The sequence below is a fragment of the Methylobacterium sp. E-041 genome, from assembly GCF_022829665.1.
Lineage (GTDB): Bacteria > Pseudomonadota > Alphaproteobacteria > Rhizobiales > Beijerinckiaceae > Methylobacterium.
This window is the reverse complement of sequence record NZ_JAKSYQ010000181.1, coordinates 20,900-44,226: the sequence shown is the minus strand read 5'-3', so window position 1 is coordinate 44,226 and position 23,327 is coordinate 20,900. Positions and strand designations below refer to the sequence as shown.

The 23,327-nt window shown below is 71.7% G+C and carries 25 protein-coding genes; 6 read left to right on the top strand and 19 right to left on the bottom strand.

The window, feature by feature from the left end:
• Nucleotides 1–3: 3 nt before the first annotated feature.
• The gene (locus MKK70_RS17175; protein ID WP_243949094.1) at nucleotides 4–144 is read right to left on the bottom strand and encodes a DUF2256 domain-containing protein; all 141 of its coding nucleotides are present in this window, start codon (nucleotides 142–144) and stop codon (nucleotides 4–6) included.
• A 64-nt stretch (nucleotides 145–208) separates the two neighbouring features.
• Nucleotides 209–1,075, bottom strand: coding sequence for a formyltransferase family protein (locus tag MKK70_RS17170; RefSeq protein ID WP_243949093.1), 867 nt, complete (start codon nucleotides 1,073–1,075; stop codon nucleotides 209–211).
• 153 nt (nucleotides 1,076–1,228) lie between these two features.
• On the opposite strand from MKK70_RS17170, the gene MKK70_RS17165 reads away from it, so the two are divergent.
• Nucleotides 1,229–1,963, top strand: a complete 735-nt coding sequence (locus tag MKK70_RS17165; protein WP_243949092.1) for an SDR family NAD(P)-dependent oxidoreductase — start codon at nucleotides 1,229–1,231, stop codon at nucleotides 1,961–1,963.
• A 47-nt stretch (nucleotides 1,964–2,010) separates the two neighbouring features.
• Nucleotides 2,011–3,543 (top strand): cryptochrome/photolyase family protein, encoded by a 1,533-nt coding sequence (locus tag MKK70_RS17160; RefSeq protein WP_243949091.1) that lies wholly within the window; start codon nucleotides 2,011–2,013, stop codon nucleotides 3,541–3,543.
• On the opposite strand, the gene MKK70_RS17155 is transcribed toward MKK70_RS17160, so the two are convergent.
• From MKK70_RS17155 to bcsS, 3 genes are all read right to left on the bottom strand, one after another.
• Nucleotides 3,533–3,940 carry a type II toxin-antitoxin system VapC family toxin gene (locus tag MKK70_RS17155; protein ID WP_243949090.1) on the bottom strand — a complete coding sequence of 136 codons (408 nt, stop codon included), beginning with the start codon at nucleotides 3,938–3,940 and terminating at the stop codon, nucleotides 3,533–3,535. The genes MKK70_RS17160 and MKK70_RS17155 overlap by 11 nt on opposite strands.
• A complete protein-coding gene (locus MKK70_RS17150; protein WP_243949089.1) occupies nucleotides 3,937–4,185 on the bottom strand; it encodes a type II toxin-antitoxin system Phd/YefM family antitoxin in 249 nt (82 codons plus the stop codon). The genes MKK70_RS17155 and MKK70_RS17150 overlap by 4 nt, the downstream gene beginning before the upstream one ends.
• A 93-nt stretch (nucleotides 4,186–4,278) precedes the next feature.
• Nucleotides 4,279–5,022 (bottom strand): cellulose biosynthesis protein BcsS, encoded by a 744-nt coding sequence (bcsS, locus tag MKK70_RS17145; RefSeq protein WP_243949088.1) that lies wholly within the window; start codon nucleotides 5,020–5,022, stop codon nucleotides 4,279–4,281.
• Between the two features lie 331 nt (nucleotides 5,023–5,353).
• Between bcsS and MKK70_RS17140 the strand changes: the two genes are divergently transcribed.
• Nucleotides 5,354–5,956, top strand: coding sequence for an exopolysaccharide biosynthesis protein (locus tag MKK70_RS17140; RefSeq protein WP_147727042.1), 603 nt, complete (start codon nucleotides 5,354–5,356; stop codon nucleotides 5,954–5,956).
• Nucleotides 5,957–5,978: 22 nt separating this feature from the next.
• Here MKK70_RS17140 and MKK70_RS17135 read toward each other — a convergent pair whose 3' ends face one another.
• From MKK70_RS17135 to MKK70_RS30670, 3 genes are read right to left on the bottom strand one after another with little or no spacing between them, the layout of a single operon-like run.
• On the bottom strand, nucleotides 5,979–6,803 hold the full coding sequence (locus MKK70_RS17135) for a metal ABC transporter permease (protein WP_187274778.1): 825 nt from the start codon (nucleotides 6,801–6,803) through the stop codon (nucleotides 5,979–5,981).
• Nucleotides 6,804–6,838: 35 nt separating this feature from the next.
• Nucleotides 6,839–7,702: a metal ABC transporter ATP-binding protein gene (locus MKK70_RS17130; protein ID WP_243949087.1), complete on the bottom strand. Its 864-nt coding sequence runs from the start codon at nucleotides 7,700–7,702 to the stop codon at nucleotides 6,839–6,841.
• Nucleotides 7,699–7,833 (bottom strand): hypothetical protein, encoded by a 135-nt coding sequence (locus tag MKK70_RS30670; protein ID WP_279603691.1) that lies wholly within the window; start codon nucleotides 7,831–7,833, stop codon nucleotides 7,699–7,701. Before MKK70_RS30670 ends, MKK70_RS17130 begins: the two co-directional genes overlap by 4 nt.
• A 138-nt stretch (nucleotides 7,834–7,971) precedes the next feature.
• Here MKK70_RS30670 and MKK70_RS17125 point away from each other — a divergent pair, with 138 nt between their 5' ends.
• Complete coding sequence (locus tag MKK70_RS17125) at nucleotides 7,972–8,472, top strand: Fur family transcriptional regulator (protein ID WP_279596258.1); 501 nt, start codon at nucleotides 7,972–7,974, stop codon at nucleotides 8,470–8,472.
• A 29-nt stretch (nucleotides 8,473–8,501) separates the two neighbouring features.
• On the opposite strand, the gene MKK70_RS17120 is transcribed toward MKK70_RS17125, so the two are convergent.
• Both MKK70_RS17120 and MKK70_RS17115 read right to left on the bottom strand, forming a co-directional pair.
• Nucleotides 8,502–10,007: an undecaprenyl-phosphate glucose phosphotransferase gene (locus MKK70_RS17120; RefSeq protein WP_147842239.1), complete on the bottom strand. Its 1,506-nt coding sequence runs from the start codon at nucleotides 10,005–10,007 to the stop codon at nucleotides 8,502–8,504.
• Between the two features lie 543 nt (nucleotides 10,008–10,550).
• Nucleotides 10,551–10,889: an antibiotic biosynthesis monooxygenase family protein gene (locus tag MKK70_RS17115; RefSeq protein WP_147842240.1), complete on the bottom strand. Its 339-nt coding sequence runs from the start codon at nucleotides 10,887–10,889 to the stop codon at nucleotides 10,551–10,553.
• Between the two features lie 407 nt (nucleotides 10,890–11,296).
• Here MKK70_RS17115 and MKK70_RS17110 point away from each other — a divergent pair, with 407 nt between their 5' ends.
• The gene (locus tag MKK70_RS17110; RefSeq protein ID WP_147727032.1) at nucleotides 11,297–11,710 is read left to right on the top strand and encodes a helix-turn-helix domain-containing protein; all 414 of its coding nucleotides are present in this window, start codon (nucleotides 11,297–11,299) and stop codon (nucleotides 11,708–11,710) included.
• 77 nt (nucleotides 11,711–11,787) lie between these two features.
• Here MKK70_RS17110 and MKK70_RS17105 read toward each other — a convergent pair whose 3' ends face one another.
• Genes MKK70_RS17105 through cbiE form a run of 4 tightly spaced genes read right to left on the bottom strand, consistent with a single transcriptional unit; the run spans nucleotide 11,788 to nucleotide 15,675 of the window.
• The gene (locus tag MKK70_RS17105; protein WP_243949085.1) at nucleotides 11,788–13,104 is read right to left on the bottom strand and encodes a cobyrinate a,c-diamide synthase; all 1,317 of its coding nucleotides are present in this window, start codon (nucleotides 13,102–13,104) and stop codon (nucleotides 11,788–11,790) included.
• On the bottom strand, nucleotides 13,101–13,901 hold the full coding sequence (cobM, locus tag MKK70_RS17100; RefSeq protein WP_147842243.1) for a precorrin-4 C(11)-methyltransferase: 801 nt from the start codon (nucleotides 13,899–13,901) through the stop codon (nucleotides 13,101–13,103). Before cobM ends, MKK70_RS17105 begins: the two co-directional genes overlap by 4 nt.
• Nucleotides 13,898–14,434 (bottom strand): cobalamin biosynthesis protein, encoded by a 537-nt coding sequence (locus MKK70_RS17095; protein ID WP_313899098.1) that lies wholly within the window; start codon nucleotides 14,432–14,434, stop codon nucleotides 13,898–13,900. The genes cobM and MKK70_RS17095 overlap by 4 nt, the downstream gene beginning before the upstream one ends.
• The gene (gene cbiE, locus MKK70_RS17090; RefSeq protein WP_243949084.1) at nucleotides 14,431–15,675 is read right to left on the bottom strand and encodes a precorrin-6y C5,15-methyltransferase (decarboxylating) subunit CbiE; all 1,245 of its coding nucleotides are present in this window, start codon (nucleotides 15,673–15,675) and stop codon (nucleotides 14,431–14,433) included. Before cbiE ends, MKK70_RS17095 begins: the two co-directional genes overlap by 4 nt.
• Between cbiE and MKK70_RS17085 the strand changes: the two genes are divergently transcribed.
• Nucleotides 15,674–16,438, top strand: a complete 765-nt coding sequence (locus MKK70_RS17085) for a cobalt-precorrin-6A reductase (protein ID WP_147728989.1) — start codon at nucleotides 15,674–15,676, stop codon at nucleotides 16,436–16,438. The two genes, cbiE and MKK70_RS17085, sit on opposite strands and share 2 nt — an antisense overlap.
• Here MKK70_RS17085 and cobJ read toward each other — a convergent pair.
• The 5 genes from cobJ to cobN are packed head-to-tail and all read right to left on the bottom strand — an operon-like array spanning nucleotide 16,414 to nucleotide 23,327.
• A complete protein-coding gene (gene cobJ, locus MKK70_RS17080) occupies nucleotides 16,414–17,169 on the bottom strand; it encodes a precorrin-3B C(17)-methyltransferase (RefSeq protein ID WP_243949082.1) in 756 nt (251 codons plus the stop codon). The genes MKK70_RS17085 and cobJ overlap by 25 nt on opposite strands.
• Entirely contained in the window at nucleotides 17,166–17,960 is a 795-nt protein-coding gene (locus MKK70_RS17075) for a precorrin-2 C(20)-methyltransferase (protein WP_147728991.1), read from the bottom strand. Before MKK70_RS17075 ends, cobJ begins: the two co-directional genes overlap by 4 nt.
• Nucleotides 17,960–18,592, bottom strand: a complete 633-nt coding sequence (locus MKK70_RS17070; protein ID WP_243931934.1) for a precorrin-8X methylmutase — start codon at nucleotides 18,590–18,592, stop codon at nucleotides 17,960–17,962. The genes MKK70_RS17075 and MKK70_RS17070 overlap by 1 nt, the downstream gene beginning before the upstream one ends.
• Nucleotides 18,589–19,950, bottom strand: a complete 1,362-nt coding sequence (gene cobG / locus MKK70_RS17065) for a precorrin-3B synthase (protein ID WP_243949080.1) — start codon at nucleotides 19,948–19,950, stop codon at nucleotides 18,589–18,591. The genes MKK70_RS17070 and cobG overlap by 4 nt, the downstream gene beginning before the upstream one ends.
• Nucleotides 19,947–23,327: a cobaltochelatase subunit CobN gene (gene cobN / locus MKK70_RS17060; protein WP_243949078.1), complete on the bottom strand. Its 3,381-nt coding sequence runs from the start codon at nucleotides 23,325–23,327 to the stop codon at nucleotides 19,947–19,949. Before cobN ends, cobG begins: the two co-directional genes overlap by 4 nt.

Genomic DNA, 23,327 nt, shown 5'->3' with positions numbered 1-23,327 from the left:
GGCTCAGGCCTTCTTCGCCTCGCTTCGGCAGCGATCCGAGCAGAACCGTACCTCATCCCAGACCCGCTCCCACTTCTTCCGCCAGGCGAACGGCCGCCCGCACTGCGCGCACAGCTTGGTCGACAGGTCGCCCTTGCGGATCATCTTCCCCGATGTCCGGCCCGAACTCTTGTTTACGGAATCGCCCCCGCTTCGCCTGGACATCCGGTCAGCGCCCGATCTGTCCGGCTTCGGCCAGCCCCACCGGCGACCACCGCGTGATCTGGATGTAGCCGTCGCGGGCCGCGACCACGACGTGGCGCCTGTGGCGATGGACGACGGTGCCGGGCAGATGCTTGTGCGCCTCGCGCCAGCCGCCGGCCTGCGCGACGTAGACGCGAGCGTCGCCGAGCCGCGCCAGCGTCTCGATCGATCCGAAAGCGCGGATCCGACGCAGGATCGCGGCGACGTCGGCGCGGAAGTCGAGGGTGCGGTCGACGTCGCTCGCGCGCGCCCAGTACGAGCCGTCGCCCTGCGGCTCGGGCCGCCGCCACCGCGCCGGCAAATCGCGGCCGATCGGCCCGGTCGCGAGCCGCCGCGCCGCCATCTGGCACTTGGCCAGCAACGTCTCGTGGTCTTCCTGGGCGTCGAGCGGGAACAGGTCCTGCGCGAGGATGTCGCCGGTGTCGAAGGCCTCCTCGGCGAGCACGTGTGCGGTGACGCCCCAGGTCTCGTAGGCCTCCTCCACCGCCCGGAACAGCGGGTAGGGGCCGCGCCCGGTCGGCAGCGGCGAGGGGTGGATGTTGAGGCCGAAGGCCGCGCGGGTGCGCCATCCGGTGATCAGCCAGGGATAGCCCGCCACGACGAGCGCCCAGTCGCGGCCGTGGGCGGCGTTCAGCGCGTCGAGATCCTGGGCCTTCAGCCGCGAGAGCTGGATCGGCAGGCGCAGCTGACGGGCGCGCGCCACCACCACGTCGTTGTGATCGTAGAGCCCGTCGCAGGGGCGGGTGAACAGCTTGATCGGGGTCCAGCCGGCCTCGATCAGGCCCTCGAACACGCCGCCGAGGAAATCGATGCCGGCGAAGGCGAACTTCATGAACCTGGATTCTCCGGCGGTCTTGATGGGATGCGACCATGTGGAACGGCTGCGCCGGCCTCGACCGACTCCTCCGTCCTCCACGACGCCTTAGCTTCATCTTGTCGAACCGTCTCCGCCGGCAAGGGGCGTTCGGCGGCGACGGGGGCGAGCATGCAACGGGTTCTGATCTACGGCGGCACGGGCGGCATCGGCCGGGCGACGGCGGAGGCGCTGCGCCACCGCGGCTACGGCCTCCACCTCGCGGCGCGCGACCGCGGCCGGCTCGAAGCCGCGGCGGCCGAACTCGGCGAGACCACCGTGACGGCCGGCGACGTCGCCGACGCCGACTTCTTCGCTCAGGCCACCGCGGAGGCAGGCGATCGCCTCGCCGGCCTCGTCTACGCGGTCGGCACCATCAACCTGCGGCCGCTCGCCCGCCTGACCCGGACGAACGCCGAGACCGATTTCCGGGTCAACGCGCTCGGCGCCTTCTCGGCGATCCAGGCAGCGGCCGGCGCGCTGAAGGCCGGTGCCGGCGAGGCGGGCGCGGGCGTCGTCCTGTTCTCCACCGTCGCGGTGGCGCAGGGGTTTCCGGCCCACGCCTCGGTCGCCATGGCGAAGGGGGCGGTCGAAGGCCTCGCCCTGTCGCTGGCGGCCGAGCTCGCGCCGCACGTACGCATCAACGTGGTGGCACCCTCGCTGACCCGGACGCCGCTCGCCGCCGCGATCACCGGCAACGCCACCCTGGCCCAGGGCATCGCCGCGATGCATGCCCTGCAGCGCCTCGGCACGCCGGAGGACATCGCGGGGCTCGCCGCCTTCCTCGTCTCGGCCGAGGCCGGCTGGATCACCGGGCAGATCATCGGCGCCGACGGCGGCCGCTCGATGCTGCGCACCAAGGGCTGAGGCGCTTGGCAACGCGGAACACCGGGGGGCGGAAGACCCTGCGGTTCGTGCTGGGCGACCAACTCAACCGGCGCGTGTCTAGCCTCGTCGATCTCGATGCGCCCGACGTGGTGCTCATCGTCGAGGTGATGGCGGAGGCGACCTACGTCCGCCATCACAAGCAGAAGATCGCCTTCCTGTTCTCGGCCATGCGCCACTTCGCGGCGGAGCTCGAAGCCGAGGGCGTCACGGTGGATTACGTCCGCCTCGACGATCCCGGCAACAGCGGCAGCTTCACCGGCGAGCTCGCGCGCGCGGTGGCCCGGCATGCGCCGGACCGTGTCGTCGTGACCGAACCCGGCGAATGGCGGGTCTGGTCGATGATGCAGGCGTGGCGCGACGACCTCGCCGTCCCGGTCGAGATCCGCGACGACAACCGTTTCCTGTGCCCGCGCCGCGATTTCGCCGACTGGGCCGGGGACCGCCGGGCGCTGCGCATGGAAACGTTCTACCGCGGCATGCGCCGCCGCACCGGCCTGCTGATGGACGGCAAGGATCCCGTCGGCGGCCAGTGGAACTTCGACGCCGACAACCGCAAGAAGCTGCCGCGGGGCCATGCCGTCCCAAGCCGCCTGCGCTTCGAGCCGGACGCGACGACGCGCGCGGTGCTCGACCTCGTCGCCCGCGCGTTCGCCGGGCATTTCGGCGACCTCGACGGCTTCGGCTGGCCGGTGACCCGCCGCGACGCGCTCGAGGCCCTGAAGCACTTCATCGCCGACGGCCTGCCGACCTTCGGCGACTACCAGGACGCGATGAAGACCGGCGCGCCGTTCCTCTACCACGCGCTGATCTCGCCGCCGCTCAATGCCGGCCTGCTCACCGCGGAGGAAGTCTGCCGCGCCGCCGAGCGCGCCTATCGCGAGGGCGCGGCCCCGCTGCACTGCGTCGAGGGCTTCATCCGCCAGATCCTCGGCTGGCGCGAATACGTGCGCGGCCTCTACTGGGCGCGGATGCCGGCTTATGCCGAGACCAACGCCCTCGACGCGTGGCGCGACCTGCCGTGGTTCTACTGGTCGGGCGAGACGGAAATGAACTGCCTCGCGCAGGTCGTCGCCGAGACGCGGGCCCATGCCTATGCCCACCACATCCAGCGCCTGATGGTCACCGGCAACTTCGCTCTGCTCGCGGGGCTTTCGCCGGCGCAGGTCGAGGAATGGTACCTGATCGTCTTCGCCGACGCCTACGAGTGGGTCGAGCTGCCGAACGTGCACGGCATGGTGCTGTGGGCCGATGGCGGCGTGATGGGATCGAAGCCGTACGCGGCCTCCGGTGCCTACATCAACCGGATGTCCGATTACTGCGCCGCCTGCCGCTACGACGTCGCGAAGAAGGCCGGCCCGGACGCCTGCCCGTTCAACTACCTGTACTGGAACTTCCTTATCGCCAACGCCGACCGCCTCGAAGGCAACCCGCGCCTGTCGATGCCCTATCGCACGCTCGCCGCGATGCCGCCCGCGCGCAAGGCCGAGATCGCGGCGGACGCGGCGTCGTTCCTCGATGGGCTGAGCGCCGATGCGCCGGCGGGCGAGATTAAACGATAACTGGAACGCTGCAGGCGGACGCGGCGCGAAGGAGCTTCGCATCGCGCGAGGCGAGGGGGCGTGAACACCGAATCGCCAATTCGAGATAGCTCGCATCGTACAGCGAGAGCCCGTGCTTGGCGGCGAGCGTCATCGTCGCCGACCAGGCATGTCGCGCGGTCTCGGTATCGATCAAGATCGGTAGGGCTGCGAGAAGCTCGAGAGCCTGAGTCCTCTCTGCCGTTACGATGCGGCGCTTCCGCTCAGCCGTAAGAAGGACGTGCCCGACCTCGAGAGCCCAGAGGCCAGGCACGATCGCACCTTTTGCCGCGACCTGTTCGAGAATATCGCTCGCATCGCTCTCGATCGGCAGGACCCAAGCGAGGGCCATCGACGCATCTAGGATGCAGAGGCTCACCGGCGGTCTTCGCTACGAAAAATCTCTATCTCCTCTGGGCTGAACGTTTCACCGCGGGCGGCGATGCGATCGCGCAACGCGCGCAGCCCGCCAACCGTCAGGGCCGTGGTATCCTCACGGGTCGGCGGGACGAGCCGTGCGACGGGTTTGCCATCGCGCAGGACGAGCACGTCCTGGCCAGCCTCGAGCGCATCGAGAAGTGAGCCGAGCGAACTTTCTGCGTCGAAGATGCTGATTGCGTCCATACGATCACCAACCGAACGACGTCGCGTTTCCGCTGCGTCTGCTGCTGGCAATCGTAGCATGGTTCGGCCAGCCGCGGATGGGTCGAGCATCGCTCACCACGGCGTCCAGACCGACAACGCGAGGTACGGGCTCGGCCGCCTTTCGGTACTCTCGACCTGTACGCCGCCCGACACGCGAAAACTGTAGCTGCCGACTGAGAAATCGGTGGAGTGGGCGCCGAAATTCCACTTCGTATAGCCGGTCCGGTCGGCGTAGAGGCTGACTTCGGGGCCGAGGTAGAAGCCCCAGGCGCGATAGCCGAGGGCGATCCGAGACCAAGCCGAATCGCGCGCCGAGCCCAGGACCAGGGTCGCCTCAACCAGGCTCTCGTCGGTCGGGCGCGCCCAGACCTCGCCGTGCAGGCGAAGGCCCCAACGCATCGGAAGCGTCGCCACGCTGCGCCCGTCCGTCAGGGCTTCGTACGCACCCTCCGGCCCGGCATAGAGCGCGACGACGCCCCAATCCGGGAACCACTGATAGCCCGCCAGCGCCGCGCCGAGCACGGTGTAGCGCGACAGGCGAGCGCTGCCCCACGAATCGCAGCCGCACGCCATCTCGTTGCGGCGCCCGCCGCCGAGGCTGGCGAGCGCGACGAAACCCGGCCGGTCGAGCTTGTCCAGCGCGATCTTGGCGCCGATGGACAGGAAATTCGCGGCGCCGGCATCCAGGCTGCCGAACAGCAGGGTGTCGAGATCGCCGGCCCGAGCCGTGGGGGATGCGGCTGGAACGGTGCAGAGCAGGCACGCCACCGCCGCCGCGAGACGGCGCCTTCGGTGCGGGGACGCGAGCCGTGCCAAGCCGATGACTCCTAATACAAGATGAAAATCTTATATCTCGAAGGCTCGCAACATGGGGCGATTCAGGAGAGATGTCGCGACAGTTTCAAAGACGGTCGTCGATTTTTCCACCATTCGGCCGTGAAACAATCAACCGCAACTCTGAGTATGTAACTTTAAGTTACGCATAAAGCGCCCAGTCAACCTGAAGGAAATATGTCCTTTCTGAAGCTTCCAGGCTTGTCGGTTTCCCGCGGACGGTGCGCCGCCGGGGAGGGGGCGAGGCTCATGCTTGGCGGCGGTGCCGAACTCGGCTAGAGCCCGCGCCGGGACAGCAACCTGCGGCCACGTTTTGTATTCCGGTGCCCGAACGTCCGACGTCCTCACGGTTCTCGCCAGCCAAGAGGGAGACCGCCTGACCGTCGGCGACATCGTCGCGGTGCTGCGGGACCGTGCCTTCGCGCTGCTCGTGGTGCTGCTCGGCCTGCCGAATTGCCTGCCGATGCCGCCGCCGATCCCCCTGGTCTGCGGCCTGCTGCTGCTGCTCGTCGCCGTGCAGATCGCGATCGGCAAGTCGTCGCCCTGGCTGCCGAAGGCGCTGCTAGGACGGTCGGTCGCCCGGAAGGACGTCGAGCGGGCCGTCAAGCGCGCCGTGCCGGTGCTGCGGCGGCTGGAGCGCTGGTCGCGGCCAAGGCTCAGCGTGTTCGAGACGGCGCTCGGCATGCGCGGCATGGGCATCGCCCTGCTGACGCTGTCGCTGGCGCTGATCGTCGCCGCGCCGGTGATCGGCCAGATCCCGCTCGGGCTCGCCGTCTGCCTCGTCGGCCTCGGGCTGGTCGAGCGCGACGGCATCCTGGTGCTGGTCGGTCTCGGGATCGGGAGCCTGGGCGTGCTGCTCAATGCCGGCTTCGCCTACGCGATCGTCGCCGGGATCATGAGCCTGTTCCACCTCTGAACCGCGATCGTGCGGCTCCGGCTCACGCCTCGAGATGCCGCGGCTTCACCAAGCGGTAGAGCAGCCCTCCGCGCGGGCCCGCCAGCATCGACACGAGATAGAGCGCGCCGGCCGCCAGCACGATCGCCGGCCCGGTCGGCAGGTCGAGATGGTAGGACAGGCTCAGGCCCGAGAAGCTCGCCACCACCGCGATCAGCATCGAGGCCGGGATCAGCGTGCCGAGCCCGCGCGCCCAGAACCGGGCGGCGATCGCCGGAAGCAGCATCAGCCCGACCGCGAGCAGGGTGCCGAGCGCCTGGAACCCGCCGACGAGGTTCATCACCACGAGGCCGAGGAAGGCGTAGTGCACCGGGCCGCCGCTGCGGCTCACCGTGCGCAGGAACAGCGGGTCGACGCATTCCATCACCAGCGGGCGGTAGATCAGCGCGAGGCCGAACAGGGTCGCCGTCGCGATGCCACCGAGCAGCAGCAACGCCGGGTCGTCGAGCGCCAGCACCGTGCCGAACAGGATGTGCAGCAGGTCGATCTGCGAGCCGCGCATCGACACCAGCAGCACGCCGGCGGCGAGCGAGATCAGGTAGAACGCGGCCAGACTCGCATCCTCGCGGATCACGGTCGAGCGGGTGACGAGGCCGGCGAGCAGGGCGACCGCGAGCCCCGCGACGAGCCCGCCCAGCGTCATCGCCGGCAGCGACAGGCCCGCCACCAGGAAGCCGACGGCGGCGCCGGGCAGGATGGCATGGCTCATCGCCTCGCTCATCAGGCTCATGCGTCGGAGCATCAGGAACACGCCGACCGGCGGCGCCGAGATCGACAGCGCGAGGCAGCCGACCAACGCCCGGCGCATGAAGCCGAACTCGACGAACGGCGCGAAGGGATCGATCACGCCGCGGTCTCGTGCTGCTCGGGTGGGGCCGGGCGATGGCGATGCCCGTGCGTGTGATCGTGCCCATCGTCGTGCCCGGACCCGTCGGGTGCCGGGGCGACTTGGGCATGGTCGTGGGCGCAGATGGCGGCGTCCTCGTCCCAGGCCTCGGACAGGCGGGTGGCGCGGGCGAGGTTCTGCGGCGACAGCACCGAGGCCGTCGCGCCCCAGGCGACCGGCTCCCGCGCGAGCAGGAGCGTCTTCGGGAAGTACGCACGGACCTGCGCCAGGTCGTGCAGCGCCGCGACGATAGTCCGGCCCTCGCCGTGCCACGTGCGGATCAGCGCGATCAGGTCGGCGGTGGTGCGCGCGTCGACTCCGGTGAACGGCTCGTCGAGCAGGAGCACCTGCGCGTCCTGGAGGATCAGGCGTGCGAACAGCGCGCGCTGGAACTGGCCGCCCGAGAGGGTGCCGATCGGCCGCACCTCGAAGCCGGACAGCCCGACGGCGTCGAGCGCCTTCAGCACGGCGCCTCGATGCCCGAGCAGGCTCCGCCAGGCGCCGGATCGGCGCCACAGGCCCATGCTGGCGAGATCGAGGACGCTCAGGGGGAAGCTGCGGTCGATCTCGTCGGCCTGCGGCAGGTAGGCCAGCGTGCGGGCCGGCATGCCGCGGTGGATCTGCCCGTCGAGGCTGGGGATCTCGCCGATCAGCCCTTTCAGCAGGGTCGACTTGCCGGCGCCGTTCGGGCCGACCAGCGCCAGCAGGTCGCCGCGGCGGATGGTGCCGTCGAGGTGGTGCACCGCCGGATGCCGGTCGTAGCCGAGCGTCAGTCCGTCGAGGCGGATGTCGCCGGCGGCCACGGGCGTGCGCGCGGTCACGCGCCCAGCGTCCAGGCGATCGCCAGCCAGAGCGGCGCGGCAAGCGCGGCGGCGAGGCCGAGGTGGAACGCCAGGCCGCTCTGGAACAGCGATGCGGCCGAGGAAGCCGGCGTGCGGGATCTGGGTCTCAAGGGGACGATCTTCGTCGAGGGTGCGCGAGCGCCGAAGGCCGATCCGTTGCCCGGACCGGTGGCGCGGCCTATAATCCGTGGTGATACACTGTAACACCGGCGGCGTTCAATCGGGGCGCCCCGGCCGCAAGGATCGGGATGCACGATCACGTCGGGCACGAAGGGGAGGCGTGCGGCGCGGAGCACGCCGCCGCGACGATGGCGCGTGCCGCGAAGCTCTGCCGCGACAGGAGCCTGCACTTCACCAAGCTGCGGCACGACGTGCTGCAGGCCGTCGCGGAGACGGGCAAGCCGATGGGTGCCTACGACATCGCCGAGCGCCTGAGCGGGCCGGATCGCCGGGTGGCCGCCGTCTCGGTCTACCGCGCGCTCGACTTCCTGACCGAGAACGGCCTCGTCCACCGCATCGCCAGCCGCAACGCGTTCGTGTCCTGCGCGCACGAGCACGGCGCGGGGGAGGGGCTGGTGTTCCTGATCTGTCGGAGCTGCGGCGGCATCGACGAGACCACCTCGCCCGAGATCGAGGCCGGGCTCGGGCGCACCCTTGAGCGGGCGGGGTTCCGCCCGGCGAGCCGGATCCTCGAGGTCGAGGGCGAGTGCGGCGCTTGCCACGGGCGGCAGGCCGACGGCGCCCACTGATCCCGGGACGCCGCTCGCGGATCTCCGGCTCAGAACGCGTTGCGATAGGCGCGGCGCGAGAACACCGTCTGGAACATGATCTGGATGTCGAACCAGATTGACCAGTTGTCGATGTAGTGCAGGTCGTGGTTGACCCGGCGTTCCATGTCGAGGTCGGTCAGGGTCTCGCCGCGCAGGCCGTTGACCTGCGCCCAGCCGGTGATGCCAGGGCGGACGTTGTGTCGGCGCGCGTAGAGGGCGATGCGTCGCTCGAAGCTGCGGTCGTGCGCGAGCGCGTGCGGGCGCGGCCCGACGAGCGACATCTCGCCTTTCAGCACGTTCAGGATCTGCGGCAGCTCGTCGAGGTTGGACCGGCGCAGGAAGGCACCGATGCGCGTGATGCGCGAATCGTTGCGCGAGGCCTGCTTGAACACCGCCTCCGCCTCGGCCTTCATGCTGCGGAACTTGAACACGCCGAAGGGTTGCTGATTGAAGCCGTAGCGCTTCTGCCGGAAGAACACCGGGCCGGGGCTGTCGAGCTTGATCGCCACGGCGATGGCCGCGAGCAGCGGGCTCAGCGCGACGAGGGCGATCGTGGCGAGCGTCACGTCGAGGAGGCGCTTCAGCAGCACCTCGGCCATGCTCAGCGGACGGCGGCCGATGTTGATGCCTGAGAGGCGGCCGACCCGGGACACCTGCATGTCGGGGAAGCGGTCGAGCACGGAACCCGGGCGCAGGTGCAGCGCCGCCGGCACCCGAAGGAACGCGTCGATGCAGCGCTCCACCTCGGCGGTGTCGGCCCAGGGCACGAGGATGAAGACGTCGTCGGGGCGCAGGAACCGCACCACGGAGACCGCGAGGTCGAGATCCTCCGACATCTGCGCATGGCGGGTGGCCTCGTCCGCGCGGGCGTCGACCCGGCGGAGATAGCTGGTGCCGACGACGCGCAGGCCGAGCGAATCGGCCTCGTTGCTGGCATAGAAGCGGGCGATGTCGTCCTCGAAGCCGACGAGGTGGACGCGGCTCACCGAGGCGGACGCCGGCGTCACGCTGCGGCGCACGAGCCCGATCATCGCCGCATGCGCCAGCATCAAGACCGGCAGGCCCGAGACGAAGACGGTGAGGGCGACGACGCGCGAGACCTCGTTCGTCGTCTTGGTGATGAAGCCGACCACGAGCGCCGCAGCCCAGGCGACGACCCACCGGGCCGCGCTCTTCTGCAGCGACGCCTTCTGCGCCAGCATCGCCTCGATCGCGTATTCCTCGCGCAGGGCGGACGTCGCGACGATGACGATCGCCAGCAGACCGGAGAGCTGCAGGCCCCAGCTCGCCGAGAACGGCATCATCTCGCCGTTCAGAAGGAAGAAATAGCCGTATTCGACCACCATCGTCGTGATGACGATCGACAGGATGTCGGTCATCGCCACCGAGGCCGAGATGCCGATGCGGAACGCGCCGCGGCTCCGACGCGGGAGCAGCGCCGTCCATACATTGCGCCGTCGCTCCGCCGAAGTCGGCAGCGGCTGGAAAGTCTCAGGCAGGCGATCTTGAAACATCTGGCGCGCCATGTTCCGAACTGAACCGGACGGTGTCCCGAAACGACACAAATCGCGCGTCGAGAAGAGCACTCTTGGACTATGGAGCAAGCGTAGGGCCGCGATCACGACACCCGTCACCTTGCGCGAGATGACTCGGCCTTAAGGGTCCGACCAGCGCCTCGCAACGCGAGCAAACTACTGAGAGACGGTTTCGTCAGGATCGCGTCGATCACGCGCAATCGAATCGCAGCGGCCGTCCTACGCCGTCACGGACCCGACGGCTTCACGGTCAAGCTTCACGTTCGAGTGATGGCGGTTCCGGTGCGGGTCGAAGGCGCGCCCCTCGTGCCGACGCGGCCGGACGCAGCGATGCGTGCCGAAGACGCGCTTTGGCGTCCATGCGTCGGCGGCCCGCCGCGCTTCGGCTTCGAGCGTGCCGGAACCGTTTTCGACGCGGGAGCGCCGATCGCGCCCCGCTCGCATCACGCCGGAGGAGCCGAGCCGGCGGCCGGGATGGAGGAACCTCGGCCGTCCCGCCTTCGGGACGCCGAGGCCGTGTGATCAGGCCGCTGCGACGTCGCCACTCGCCCCGCCGACGGTCTGGATCGTCTCGAAGCCCTCGAATTGCGGGTGGCCGAGATAGAGCGGCTTCGTCGTCGGCACGCGGCCGTGCGCCTTGCGGAACTGCTCGGAGCGGGTCCAGGCCTCGAAATCGGCCTTCGAGCGCCAGATCGTGTGCGAGGCGTAGAGCACGTGATCTTCCGCCTCGGGTCCGCGCAGAAGATGAAACTCGACGAAGCCCGGCATCTCGCCGAGATGACTGTCGCGGCCGAGCCAGACCTGCTCGAAATCCGTTGTCGATTCCTTAACCACTTTGAAACGATTCATCGCAATGAACATCGATGTCTCCATGATGTGGTGGGATCTCGCCACCACCCTGATTCCAACGCCCGAATCTGCGTAATTCGTACCGAGGACCGCTTCGGTAGGCCGACGCCACCTGTCGAACCAACATACTATAGTTTTAGCGCAGGCTCGTAGCGTCGCAGCGCAAACGTCGTGACAAGGCCTCGATCTGATCGATCTAAGCTTGCATTCAGATTTATTTCGTGTCCTAGTTGTCTTCAGTTGAGGCGCTCAGGTGGCTATCCCTTCGCTCTGACAAGACGTTGGCACGGCACCGTGACGGGCGCGAGGTAGGTGGCGGCCTCCGCAACCGGCTGTCAATCTCCCGGTCGGCGTGTCGACCGTCCGAGGATGACGGTCACCCACCCGGTCGCGACCGCGAAATGGGATTGTGTCTGACGATGATGCCCAAACAGACCACCGATGTCGACCGCCTCGTCGGTCTCCGCATCACCGCGCTCCGCAAGGCGCGAGGGCTGAGCCAGACGGCCCTCGGGACGGCGGTGGGCGTCACCTTCCAGCAGGTCCAGAAGTACGAGAAGGGGCAGAACCGCGTCGGCGCGGGGCGCCTGCGCGAGATCGCGCGCCTGCTCGAGGTTCCGGTCTCAGCCTTCTTCGAGGAGAAGGAAGAGGGCGCGGCGCCGAAGGAGGACGTGTTCGGCTTCCTCAGCGCCCACGGCGCGATCGAGCTGCTGCGGGCCTACGCGCTGATCGAGAACGACCAGATGCGCCGCGACGTGCTCGCGATCGTGCGGACGGTGGCCAAGCTCGGCCATGGCCAGGCGGACACAGCCGAGGCCGAAGCCGCCGAGTGAGCCGGGACGGTCCGCCCCCGATCGGGGCGGCGCTCGTCTCCGATCGCTGAGCGCTGCCGGCCCACTGTCGTCGTCCGTCAGTCGTCGAGCGCGATCAGGTGGAAGAACGTGCCGGTGACGCGGCCGCGCCGATGCCCGGCAAACCCGAGATCCGTCCCTTCCGCGTCGGCGACCCGACAGAACGCTTCGTCCTCGGAGGGCGGCGGGGTCGACTCGCTCGCGTAGTGGAATTCGTGGCCGACGAGGCGCAGCCCCGCCCGCCCCAGAAGCCCATCGGCGATGGGATGTGCGACGCGATACCCGAGATGCAACTTGCGCGACTTGTACGAGGTCGCGACCGGCAAAAGCCCGGCCATCGGATGCTGCATGCCGGCCGCATCCTCGAGGCTCTCGCCCAGAACCATGTAGCCGCCGCACTCGCCGTGCACCGGCCGTGTCTCGGCAAAGCTGCGCAGGCCGCCGAGGAAGGTCGTCGCCGCGGCGATCCGGCCGGCATGGAGCTCGGGATAGCCGCCGGGCAGCCAGCACACGTCGCACCCCTGGCTCGGTGCCTCGTCGGCGAGCGGCGAGAACGATACGATCTCCGCGCCCGCCGCCCGCCAGCCTGCCGCCTGGTGCGGATAGAGGAAGCTGAACGCGGCATCGGCCGCCACCGCGATGCGCTGCCCCGGCGGGCGGGGGAGGGCGCCCGCGCCGGCGGGAACCGCGCCGCCGGCCGCGGCCAGGATCGCGTCGCAATCGAGACCTTCGACGGCGAGATCGCCGAGGCGGTCGAGACGGGCGTCGAGGTCGGAGGTCTCCCGCGCCTGCACGAGGCCGAGATGGCGCTCCGGCAGGACCAGCGACGCATCCCGCATCAGCGCGCCGAAGACCGGGATCCCGACGCGGGCGAGCCCGGCTTCGACGAGACGGCGATGGCGGGCGCTGGCGACCTTGTTCAGCACCACGCCCGTGATTCTGACGCGCGCATCGTAGAGCGAGCAGCCGAGCGCGATCGCCGCCGCGGACTGCGCCGCCCCCGACACGTCGAGCACCAGCAGCACGGGCCAGCCGTAGCGGGCGGCGATGTCGGCATTCGCGCCGGTGCGGCCCTCGCCGGCGCGGACGCCGTCGAACAGCCCCATCGATCCTTCCGCCACGACGATGTCGGCGTCCCGCACGGCGAACCCGGCGACCGCGTCGAGGAGGGCAGGGCCCATCGCGAAGCTGTCGAGGTTGACGCTCGGAAAGCCGGTCGCCGCCTCGTGGAAGGCCGGGTCGATGTAATCGGGCCCGCACTTGACCCCGCGGACGCGCAAGCCGCGACGGGCGAGCGCGCGCATGAGCGCGAGCGTCACCGTGGTCTTGCCGGAACTCGACCGCGGCGCGGCGACGAGGATGCCGGGAACGCTCATGCGTTCGCGTCCTCGTTGTCGATGCCCGTGCTGCCGACCGCCCCGCCGGGCCGGAACCGGCGGTCGTAGTCGGCCGCGTAGAGCGCGCTCTCGCGAAAATCCTCGGCGCCAAGCGCCGGCCCGACCAGGATCAGCGCCGTGCGCTCGATCCCGGATCCGGCGACCTGCCCCGCGATCGTCGCCAGCGTTCCGGTGATCACCCGCTCGTCCGGCCAGGAGGCGCGGAACACCACGGCGGCCGGGCAGGGCGCGCCGTAGAACGGCACGAGCTCGGCGACGACCTTGTCCAGAATGTGGATCGAGAGGTGCAGCGCCAGCGTCGCGCCGGTGGCGGCGAAGCCGGCCAGCGTCTCGCGCTCCGGCATCGCGCTCGCCCGCCCGGAGGTGCGGGTGAGGACGACCGACTGCGCCACGCCCGGCACGGTCAGCTCGCGCTTCAGCAGGGCCGCCGCCGCGGAGAAGGCCGGGACGCCCGGCGTGACGGTGTAGGCGATCCCGATCCGGTCGAGCCGCCGCATCTGCTCGGCGAGCGCGCTCCAGATCGACAGGTCGCCGGAATGCAGCCGGGCCACGTCCTCGCCGCGCGCATGCGCCGCCTCGATCTCCGCGACGATCGCGTCGAGGTCGAGCGGCGCGGTGTCGACGATCCGCGCGCCCGGGGGGCACCAGCCGAGGATCTCCGGCGCGACCAGGGAGCCGGCATAGAGGCAGACCGGACAGGCGGCGATCCGGTCGCGCCCGCGCACGGTGATGAGGTCGGGAGCGCCCGGCCCGGCGCCGATGAAATGGACAGTCATGCGGTCACGATCTGCGCCGCTCGGGCGCGCTGGGATATGGGAGTCTTCGATCGGCTAACGGCGCCCGCATCCTTCCCTACCCCCGCAGAGGGGGGACGGTAGAGGGCGCGGGCCTCATCGGCCTCGCGCATCGCCTCGTCGCTCGCTAGGCCCAGCGCCGCGAGCGCGCAGGTGGCGCGTCCGTCGTCGATGCGGGCGAGGATCAGGCGTCCGGTTTCGCCGGCGACGGCGAGCGCCGCCGCCTCGGCGAGCGAGCCGACGCCGCGCGATCGCTCGATCCGGGCCGAGCGCGTCGGCACGCGTGGGTCGACCGTGCGGAGCGCTTCGGCATCGACGGCGATGGGCGTCAGGCCGAACGCGCCGGCGGCGTCCCGGATCGCCTGCTCATCGGCTCGGTCGGCGGCGGTGGCGATCGCGACGAGCGCCCCCTCGCATGCCGCCTGCGCGATCGCCCGCCGGATCAGCGCGACGATCGCGTCGGGGGGCACGCCGTGGCGGAAGCCGATGCCGGCGACGAGGCGGGTCCCGGTCACGGCTTGGTCCAGGCCCATTGCGTCACCGGCATCGCCGCACGCCAGCCGTGCAGCCCGCCGACCGGATCGGCGCGGGCGATCGACAGGCGCCGCAGCGTTCCGCCCCGGGTCGAGAAGGCGGCGAGCAGCACCGCCTCGGCCTCCAGCGTCACCGCGTTGGCGACGATCCGGCCGCCCGACAGCAGGCCGCCGAGCGCCGCCGGCAGAACGCCCGGCGCGGAGACGCCGCCGCCGATGAAGATCGCATCCGGCGCCGGCAACCCGGTCAGCGCATCCGGCGCCACCCCGTGGACGATGGTCAGCCCGGGGGCGCCGAGGGTCTGCGCGTTGCGGGCGATCCGCTCGACGCGAGACGGATGGGCTTCGATCGCGGTCGCCCGCATCGCAGGATGGCGCAGCATCCACTCGATGCCGATCGAGCCGGCGCCGGCGCCGACGTCCCACAGCAGCTGGCCGGCGAGCGGGCGGAGCGCCGCCAGCGTCACCGCGCGGATCTCGGCCTTGGTCAGCTGGCCGTCGTTCTCGAACCACGCATCGTCGAGCCCCGGGGCGAGGCCGACCGGCCGGCAGCCGGGCTCGCCCACCACCTCGATCGCCAGGGTGTTCAGGGCGTCGACGTCGCCGAGGTCGAAATCGCGCGCGCATCGGGTCCGAACGGTCTCGCGCGGGCCGCCCATCGCCTCGCATACGGTGATCGGCGATGCGCCGAAACCGCGCTCGGTCATCAGCGCGGCGACCGCCGCCGGCGTCGTGCCGTCCCAGGACAGCACCAGCAGGCGGGCGTTCGGCTGCAGGTGGCGGACGATCTGCGCGAGCGCCCGCCCGTGCAGCGTCAGGCAGGCGCACTCGGCGAGCGGCCAGCCGAGGCGGGCGCAGGCGAGGCTGAAGGCCGAGGGCTGCGGAAACGCCCGAATCTCGGCGGCCGGCACGATCCGGGCGATCTCGGCGCCGATGCCGTAGTGGAACGGGTCGCCGGTCGCGAGCAGGCAGGTCGGCGTCCCGCGCCGTGCCAGAATTTCAGGGTAGGCGTCGGAGATCGGGCTCGGCCAGGTTCGCAGCTCCGCGTCGAGCGGGCCGGCGAGCGCGAGGTGACGACGGCCGCCATAGACCACGCGGGCGCCGTCGAGCGCCGCGCCGGCGGCGGGGGAGAGCCCGTCGCGGCCGTCCTCGCCGATGCCGACGATCGCGAGCCAGGGATCGGGCCTCGACACCGGTTCGGGCCTATCGGACAAGGCGGCCATGCGGATCCTCATCCTCGGGGGCACGACGGAGGCCAGCGCCCTCGTCCGCGGCCTTCTCCCCCATTCCGGCCTCTCCGTCACGTTGTCGCTGGCCGGGCGCACCGCGGCGCCGGTCGTCGACGTGGTTCCAACCCGCATCGGCGGATTCGGCGGCCCGGAGGGCTTGGCTTGCTACCTGCGCGAGCAGGCGATCGACCGGCTTGTCGATGCCACCCACCCCTTCGCCGCACGCATCGGTAGGAACGCTTATGGGGCCGCGGAAGCTGCCGGCGTCCCGCTCCTGGCGATCCGCCGCCCGGCCTGGACGCGGAAGCCTGGAGACGCCTGGACCGAGGTCGACACCGTGGCCGGTTGCGTCGCGGCGCTGGGGGACGTTCCGCGCCGCGTCTTCCTCACGGTCGGCCGCATGGAAGTCGCGGCCTTCGCGGCCGCGCCGCAGCACGACTACGTCGTGCGCACGATCGAGCCGCTCGGGGATGCGCTGCCGGTCCCGCGCCTCACGGCGATCCGCGCGCGCGGACCGTTCGACGCCGCCGCCGAGATCGTGCTGATGCGCGACGCGTCGGTCGACGTGCTCGTCACGAAGAATGCCGGGGGGGCGGCGACCTACGGAAAGATCGCCGCTGCGCGGACACTCGGCTTGCCGGTGGTGATCGTCCGCCAGCCGTGGAAGCCGATGGTCGACGCGGTCGCCGATGCCGCCGCGGCCGTCGAGCGGCTCGTCGGCGCGGGCCGCGATCATGCGACGCTGCGCGGCGTGTAGACGAACGGCCGCTCGCCCGGCCCGCGCTCGATCAGCCGGGTGGTCGAGGCACCGATGATGACCATCGTCGCCATGTCGGCGGTCGCGTCGCGGGCCTCGGCCAGCGTCATCACGCGGATCGCCTCGTCGGGCCGGGTGACGGCCCGGGCGAAGATCACCGGCGTGTCGGGGTTGCGGATCTCGGCGGCGATCCCGAGGGCCTTGCCGAGCTGCCAGGGCCGCGCCGACGAGATCGGGTTGTAGAGCGAGACCACGAAGTCGGCGCGCAGCACCGCGTCGAGCCGTGCCGTGATCACCTCCCACGGTTTGAGATTGTCCGAGAGCGAGAGCGCGCAGAAATCGCCGCCGAGCGGCGCGCCGAGGCGCGCGGCGGCCGCCAGCATCGCGGTGATGCCCGGCTCGACGGTGATCGCGAGGTGGCGCCAGGCCGGATCGCCGTGCTCCACCGCCTCGAAGACCGCCGCCGCCATCGCGAACACGCCGGGATCGCCGCCAGAGACCACGGCCACCCGCCGGCCGGAGACTGCGAGCTCCAGCGCATGGCGGGCGCGGTCGACCTCGACGCGGTTGTCGCTGGCGTGCCGCGTCAGGCCGGGCCGATCCGGCACGCGCGAGACGTAGGGAATGTAGCCGATCAGGTCCTCGGCCGCATCGAGCGCGGCCTGCGCCGAGGCGGTGAGCAACCCGGCATCGCCCGGCCCGAGGCCGATGACCGCGAGGCTTCCGCTCACGGCCGGCGGCCTTCGCCCGGCACCAGCACCATCGAGAAGTACGGGGCTGCGTCGTCCGGCTTGTCGGCCAGCGGCACGACGTGCTCGCCGGCCATGGTCCCGCGCTCGACGTAGACCGCACGTGCCAGAAGGCCGGCCTCGTGCAGGGCGGCGCGGACCTTCGGCAGGTGCCGGCCGAGCTTCATGATCACGGCGGCGTCGGTCGTAGCGAGGCGGGCTGCGAGGTCGGCGGCCGGCAGCGTCGCGGGCAGGATCGTGAGCACGTCGTCGCCCCAGGTGATCGGCGTCCCGGCCTTGGTCCAGCAGCCGGACATGCCGGTGACGCCGGGCACGACCTCGACCGGGAAGCGGTCCTTGAGCCGCCGCCACAGATGCATGAACGAGCCGTAGAAAAACGGGTCACCTTCCGACAGGATCGCCACGTCGCGACCGGCGCCGAGGTGGTCGGCGAGCTGCCCGGCCGCGTCGTCGTAGAAGGCGGCGAGTGCCGCGACGTAGTCCGGGTGATCGGGGTGGAGCTCTGTGGTGTAGGGGTAGGCCAGCGGGAACTCGCGGGTCGCGTCCGGCGGGAGCACGGCATCGGCGATGGTGCGGGCGTTGCCGCGCCGGCCCTTCTTGCAGAAGTGGACCAGCACCGGCGCGCGCTCGAGCACCCGCATCGCGCGAACGGTGAGGTAGTCCGGGTCGCCCGGCCCCATGCCGACGCCGAACAGCGTGCCGGTGACGACCGCGATCGGCCTGTCCGGCTGCTCGGCAGGCTCCTCCGCGAAGCGGTTCTCGGCCGAGTCCATCACTCGATCTCGTTGGCGAGCGCGTTGACGGCCGCCGCGGCCATGGCGCTGCCGCCGCGCCGCCCGTGCACGACGACGAACGGCACGCGCCCGTCGCGCGCGAGCGCCTCCTTCGATTCGGCCGCGCCGATGAAGCCGACCGGGATGCCGATCACCGCCGCCGGCGGCGCGACGCCCTCGTCGAGCAACTCGAGCAGGCGGAACAGCGAGGTCGGCGCGTTGCCCACCGCCACGACGCTGCCGGGCAGGTGCTCGCGCCACAGCTCCATCGCGGCGGCCGAGCGCGTGGTGCCCATCTCGGCCGCCATCGCCGGCACGCGCGGGTCGGTCAGCGTGCAGATCACGCGGTTCTCGGCCGGGAGCCGGGCGCGGGTGCAGCCGTCGGCGACCATCCGCACGTCGCACAGGATCGGCGCGCCGGCGCGCAGAGCCGCCTCGCCGGCCTGGGCGAAAGTCTCGGACATCTCCACGTCGGCCGGCAGGTCGGTCATGCCGCAGGCGTGGATCATCCGCACGACCACGCGCTCGGCCGCACCGGACCAGCGCGCGAGGTCGGCCTCGGCACGGATCATCGCGAAGGACCGGGCGTAGATCGCGCCGCCGTCGCGCAGGTATTCGTGGCGGGCGCTCATATCGTGGTCCCGATGGCTGGCTCGGCGAAGGCTTGCCGAGGGGAGGGGGAGGGGCCGAACGCCTGTGCCAGCGTACCGGATTTCGCCCTCCATACGCGCTCCAGCGCCGCGTCGAAAGTCAGTTCCAGAGCCGGCGCATCGCCGGGCGAGCCGTCGAGGACGACGCCGTAGCGTCCGTTGCGGGCGACCAGCGTCAGGTCGGCGCGGGCCGGATGGGCGCAGCCCTTGGTGCAGCCGGAGACGTGCGCGGTCATCCCGCTCGCGGCGAACGGCCGGAACGCCTCGGCGAGCCGTGCGGCATCCGCGCCCGTCTGCGTCGAGCCCGAGGCGCAGGCCGGCGCGCCGGGGCAGGTCGCCACCGCCCGGCGCGGATCGTCCGGTGCGGTGACGAAGCCGGCGGCGGCGAGGTCGGCAAGGGCCTCGCCGCGGCGATGTGACGGCACGCCACGCATCGGCAGCACGAAGCCGCGCGTCGGCGAGACGCGGACCTCGTCGATGCCGAGACCGTCCGCGACCTCCGCCAGCCGATCCAGCATCGCCGCCGTGCAGCGGCCGAAGGGTGCCGCGATCTCGAGGCACGAAAATGCTCGGTCGGACAGAGCGGGTTTCCCTCCCCCCCCTGCGGGAGAGGGTGGGCCACAATCCCCCACAGAGGGGGGAGGGGGCGCGTCGGCGAGGATGGCGGGCAAGGCCCGCACGAGGCTCCCTCGTTCCGTATCGGCAAGGTCGCGGATGCGGCGTCGGCCGCTGGTGGCGAACGCCCGGAGCAGCCCCGCGACCGCCTCGGCGGTTCGCGCCTCGTCGCACGTCGCGATCCACGTCACGCCCGCTTCGTCCGCGAGGCCGACCGCCGCGATCCCCGGCCCGGTCGCGCGCACATGAATGTCGGCCGCGATTCCCGAAAGGTCGGTGCCGCCGCCTTCGATCAGCACCAGGGTCTTCGGCGGAAGCCCGGCGATCGCGAGGCCGTGCGCCTCGATCGCGGATGCCATGGCCCTGACATCCACGGCCTCCGCGGTCAGGCCGGCGAGCGGGCTGGTGAGGGTGAGGCGCTGCGGGCCGCCGTCGGCACGCATGTCGCCGAGGCCCGCCCCGCCCAGCGCCGCGACGAGGGCCGGCCGGGTCGCCTCGGTGACACCGCGCAGCTGTAGGTTGGCGCGCGCCGTGACGTCGACATGGCCGTTGCCGAAAGCACGGGATGCGGCCGCCACGGCATGGATCTGCGCGCGCGTCAGGATGCCGAGGGGCGGGTGGATGCGGGCGAGCAGGCCGTCCCCGGTCGGCATCGGCCGCGCGAGGCTGGGGCACCAACCGCGGCGGTTCGCAGCATCCGGCAGGATGCGACGCGGCACGTTCATTCCGCCGCCTGCGGCATCAATTCGTCGGCCGGCATCGCATTGCGCCGGCTGGTCCAGAGACCGCGGGCGCGGGCCTCGTCGAACCGCTCCAGGATCGCCCGCGTCGCCGCGGGATTGGCGGTGCGCAACGCGTCGAAGATCTCGGCATCAGCGATCCAGGCGCCGTAGAGCCGGTCGAAGTCGGCATCGCTCACCGCGTCGGTGGTCGCGGCCAGCACGAACACCGCATCGAGCCCTTGAGCGAGTTCCTGGGCGCCGCGATAGCCGTGCCGCAGCTGTCCGGCGATCCAGCGCGGGTTCGCGAGCCGGGCGCGGACGAGGCGGGCGGCGTCCTCGCGGGCGGTGCGCACCTTCGGCGTCTCCGGGCTCGCGGCATCGAGGCTGTAGAGGGTCGGCGTGCCGCCCCCGAGGGCGGCCGCGGCGGCGAACCCGCCCATCGCATCGGCGGCGGCATCGCCGTCGAACAGGTCGCGTTCGGCCACGTCGAAGGCGTGGAGATAGGCGTCGGCCTGCGCCACCCGCTGGGCGAAGCCGGCATCCGCACCCTCCGCGTCGCCGTAGGCATGGGTGCTCGCCGCGAGATAGGCGCGCCCGAGATCGCCGCGCTCGGCCCATGCGCCGTCGAGCGCCGTCTCGGCGGCGCCGGCGCCATAGCGGCCGGGGGCGGCGCCGAAGATGCGAGCCTGGCCCTCGCCACGGCGGCGGGCTGCGGCGAGGGGGTTCTCGTCGTCCTCCTCCTCGCGCTGCGCCACGGCCCGTGCGGCGCGGTCGAGGAGGGCGAGGGTGTCCGGGAAGGTGTCGCGGAACGCGCCCGAGACGCGGCAGGTCACGTCGATGCGCGGCCGGTCGAGCAGGGCGAGCGGCAGCACCTCGAAGCCGGTGACGCGGGTGGTCGCGTGGTCCCAGGTCGGGCGTACGCCCATGAGAGCGAGGGCATGCGCCACGTCCTCGCCGCCGGTGCGCAGCGTCGGCGAGGCCCACAGGTCCATGACGATCCGGGCGGGATACTCGCCCTCGTCCTGAAGGTGGCGCAGGACAATGGCGGCCGCGGCCTTCTCGCCGAGCAGCGTCGCCGCGCGGGTCGGCAGAGAACGCGGATCGAGCGTCGTCAGGTTGCGGCCGGTCGGCATCACGTCGGTGCGCCCGCGCGAGGGCGATCCGGATGGGCCCGGCGGCACGAATCGGCCGTCGAGGGCGGCGAGCAGCCCCGCCCGTTCGGCCTGCGCGCTCGCGACGACCGCGTCCGGCGCGCCGTCCGGTGCGCGGCCGAAGACATGGAGCCCGTCGCGGAACGCGGTCTCGCCGAGGTCGCACAGGTGCGCGTCGAGCGCCGCGAGCGCGTCCGGCATCGGCGTGTCGGCGTCGATTCCGGCGCCCGCCAGCAGCCCGGCCGCCTCGGCATCGTCGAGGATGGCGCGCGCGATCAGCGTCGCGCGGCGCGGGTCGAGGACGCTCGCGGCACTGTACTCCTCGACGAGCTCGCGCAGGCGCGCCGCCTCCGGCTCGAGGCCGCCGGCCTCGATCGCCGGCGTCAGGTGCCCCAGGGCGACGCCGCCGAGGCGGCGCTTCAGCGGGGCCGCCTCGCCGGGATCGTCGACGATGAACGGATAGACCACGGGCAGGGCGCCGATCGCCCGCGCGGGCCAGCATGCGGGCGCGAGCGCGACGGCCTTGCCGGGCAGCCATTCGGTGGTGCCGTGGGTGCCGAGATGGATCAGGGCGTCGAAATGCCGGCGCAGGCCGAGATGGAACGCGAGGTAGGCGTGCGTCGGCGGCTCGTCGGGATCGTGGTACCCGGCCTTGCGGTCGTCCGACCGGCCGCGGTCGGGCTGGAGGAAGATCGCGATACGGCCTGGCGCGTCGTCTTCCCCTTCCCCCGCTGCGGGGGGAGGGGGCGTGTCGCCCCCGGCATCCACCATCCGAAAGCGGAACGCGCCGTCGCGGCAGGTCGGGTCGGCTTCGGGTTCGCCCCAGCGTTCGATCAGCGCCTCGCGCGAATCTTCCGGTAGCGTCGCGAGCCAATCCGCGTAATCGGGCAGCGGGATCGCGAAGTCCGGCGCACCGTCCGTCAACGCCTGCATCAGGGCGGCGGCCTCCGGCAGCGATGGGCCCGCGTAGCCGGCCGCCGCGAGGTCCGACACAATCGCGCGCGCGCTTTCCGGCGTGTCGAGGCCGACGGCGAAGCCGGCGCGGCCGCCGCGGGACGGGTAGTCGGAGAGGACCAAGGCGATCCGGCGATGCCCGCGCGGCGTCGCGGCCAGGCGCAGCCAAGCGGCGGCACGGTCGGCGAGCGCCGCGATGCCGGCCGCGTAGGGCACCGCGCGGCGCTCGGCGTAGCCGTCGGCCGCGTCCGTTTCCTGCTTGAACGAGATCGGGAAGCCCGAGAGGCGGCCGTCGAATTCCGGCAGGGCCACCTGCATGGCGAGGTCGGCCGCGTTCATGCCCCGTGCCGACGCCTCCCAGGCCTCCTGCAGGCTGCCGACGGTGAAGGCCTGCAGCACCGGGCAATCGGCCGCGTCGAGGACGAACCCGGCATCCTCGCGCGCCGAAAAGGCGGTGGCGGCGACGATCAGGTCGGGTTTCCGCGCGCGGATCGCCGCGCGCACCGCGTCGACCGCCTCCGCATCCTTGAGGCTCGCCACCGCCAGGGTCAGCGTTCCGATGCCCCGCTCACGGAGGGCGGCCGCCAGCGCGTTGGCGGGTGCGCCGTCGCCGCCGAGAGCCGCCGAGCGGTAGACCAGGATCAGCGCGTGCGGCGCAGCCGCGCCGGGCGCGCCGAGGCCGAGCGGCGAGGCGCCGAGCGAGAGCGCCGCGTCGAGGCCGAGCGGTCCGCAGCCCGGGCACCATGCGAAGCCGCGCGGCAAGGTCTCGGGCGGCTCGACAGTGGTCGGGACGCCGATCTCGGCCGCGAGGCGCCCGAGCATGCGGCGCAGGTTCTCGGGGCCTCCGGCGCGGAAATATCCGTCGAGCACCGGCGCGAGGTCGGGCGCGGTCGAGAGCTCGGCGAGCCGCGGGTCGGGCCGGTCGCAGCCGGGCAGGATCACCAGCGGGATGCCGGCGGCCCGTGCGACGGCGGCGCAGCGCTCGACGCCGTAGCGCCAGTAGTCGAGGCCGCCGAGGCAGCGGATCACGACGATCCTCGCCTTCGCCACCACGGTCTCGACGTAGAGATCGACCGACATCGGGTGGCGCAGGCGCGACAGCTTGGCCAGGCGCAGCGACGGGAAGCCCGGGCCGCAGGCCGCGTGGGCATTGGCGACGCCGAGCAGGTCGGAATCCGTAAACGACAGGAACACGACGTCGCCAGGCTGTTGCCCGAGATCGACCGCCGCCTCGCCGTCGTCGAGGCTCACCGTATCGATGCGGATCAGGTGCAT

Excerpts from the sequence above, each read along its gene's own strand:
- cobG (WP_243949080.1), bottom strand. The coding sequence starts at position 19,950 with ATGAACGTGCCGCGTCGCATCCTGCCGGATGCTGCGAACCGCCGCGGT.
- MKK70_RS17135 (WP_187274778.1), bottom strand. The coding sequence starts at position 6,803 with ATGCGCCGGGCGTTGGTCGGCTGCCTCGCGCTGTCGATCTCGGCGCCG.
- MKK70_RS17120 (WP_147842239.1), bottom strand. The coding sequence starts at position 10,007 with ATGTTTCAAGATCGCCTGCCTGAGACTTTCCAGCCGCTGCCGACTTCG.
- MKK70_RS17150 (WP_243949089.1), bottom strand. The coding sequence starts at position 4,185 with ATGGACGCAATCAGCATCTTCGACGCAGAAAGTTCGCTCGGCTCACTT.
- MKK70_RS17085 (WP_147728989.1), top strand. The coding sequence starts at position 15,674 with ATGCGGATCCTCATCCTCGGGGGCACGACGGAGGCCAGCGCCCTCGTC.
- cobM (WP_147842243.1), bottom strand. The coding sequence starts at position 13,901 with ATGACTGTCCATTTCATCGGCGCCGGGCCGGGCGCTCCCGACCTCATC.
- MKK70_RS17125 (WP_279596258.1), top strand. The coding sequence starts at position 7,972 with ATGCACGATCACGTCGGGCACGAAGGGGAGGCGTGCGGCGCGGAGCAC.
- cbiE (WP_243949084.1), bottom strand. The coding sequence starts at position 15,675 with ATGGCCGCCTTGTCCGATAGGCCCGAACCGGTGTCGAGGCCCGATCCC.
- MKK70_RS17105 (WP_243949085.1), bottom strand. The coding sequence starts at position 13,104 with ATGAGCGTTCCCGGCATCCTCGTCGCCGCGCCGCGGTCGAGTTCCGGC.
- MKK70_RS17110 (WP_147727032.1), top strand. The coding sequence starts at position 11,297 with ATGATGCCCAAACAGACCACCGATGTCGACCGCCTCGTCGGTCTCCGC.
- MKK70_RS17070 (WP_243931934.1), bottom strand. The coding sequence starts at position 18,592 with ATGAGCGCCCGCCACGAATACCTGCGCGACGGCGGCGCGATCTACGCC.
- MKK70_RS17170 (WP_243949093.1), bottom strand. The coding sequence starts at position 1,075 with ATGAAGTTCGCCTTCGCCGGCATCGATTTCCTCGGCGGCGTGTTCGAG.
- MKK70_RS17075 (WP_147728991.1), bottom strand. The coding sequence starts at position 17,960 with ATGGACTCGGCCGAGAACCGCTTCGCGGAGGAGCCTGCCGAGCAGCCG.
- cobN (WP_243949078.1), bottom strand. The coding sequence starts at position 23,327 with ATGCACCTGATCCGCATCGATACGGTGAGCCTCGACGACGGCGAGGCG.
- MKK70_RS17165 (WP_243949092.1), top strand. The coding sequence starts at position 1,229 with ATGCAACGGGTTCTGATCTACGGCGGCACGGGCGGCATCGGCCGGGCG.
- MKK70_RS17115 (WP_147842240.1), bottom strand. The coding sequence starts at position 10,889 with ATGTTCATTGCGATGAATCGTTTCAAAGTGGTTAAGGAATCGACAACG.
- MKK70_RS17175 (WP_243949094.1), bottom strand. The coding sequence starts at position 144 with ATGATCCGCAAGGGCGACCTGTCGACCAAGCTGTGCGCGCAGTGCGGG.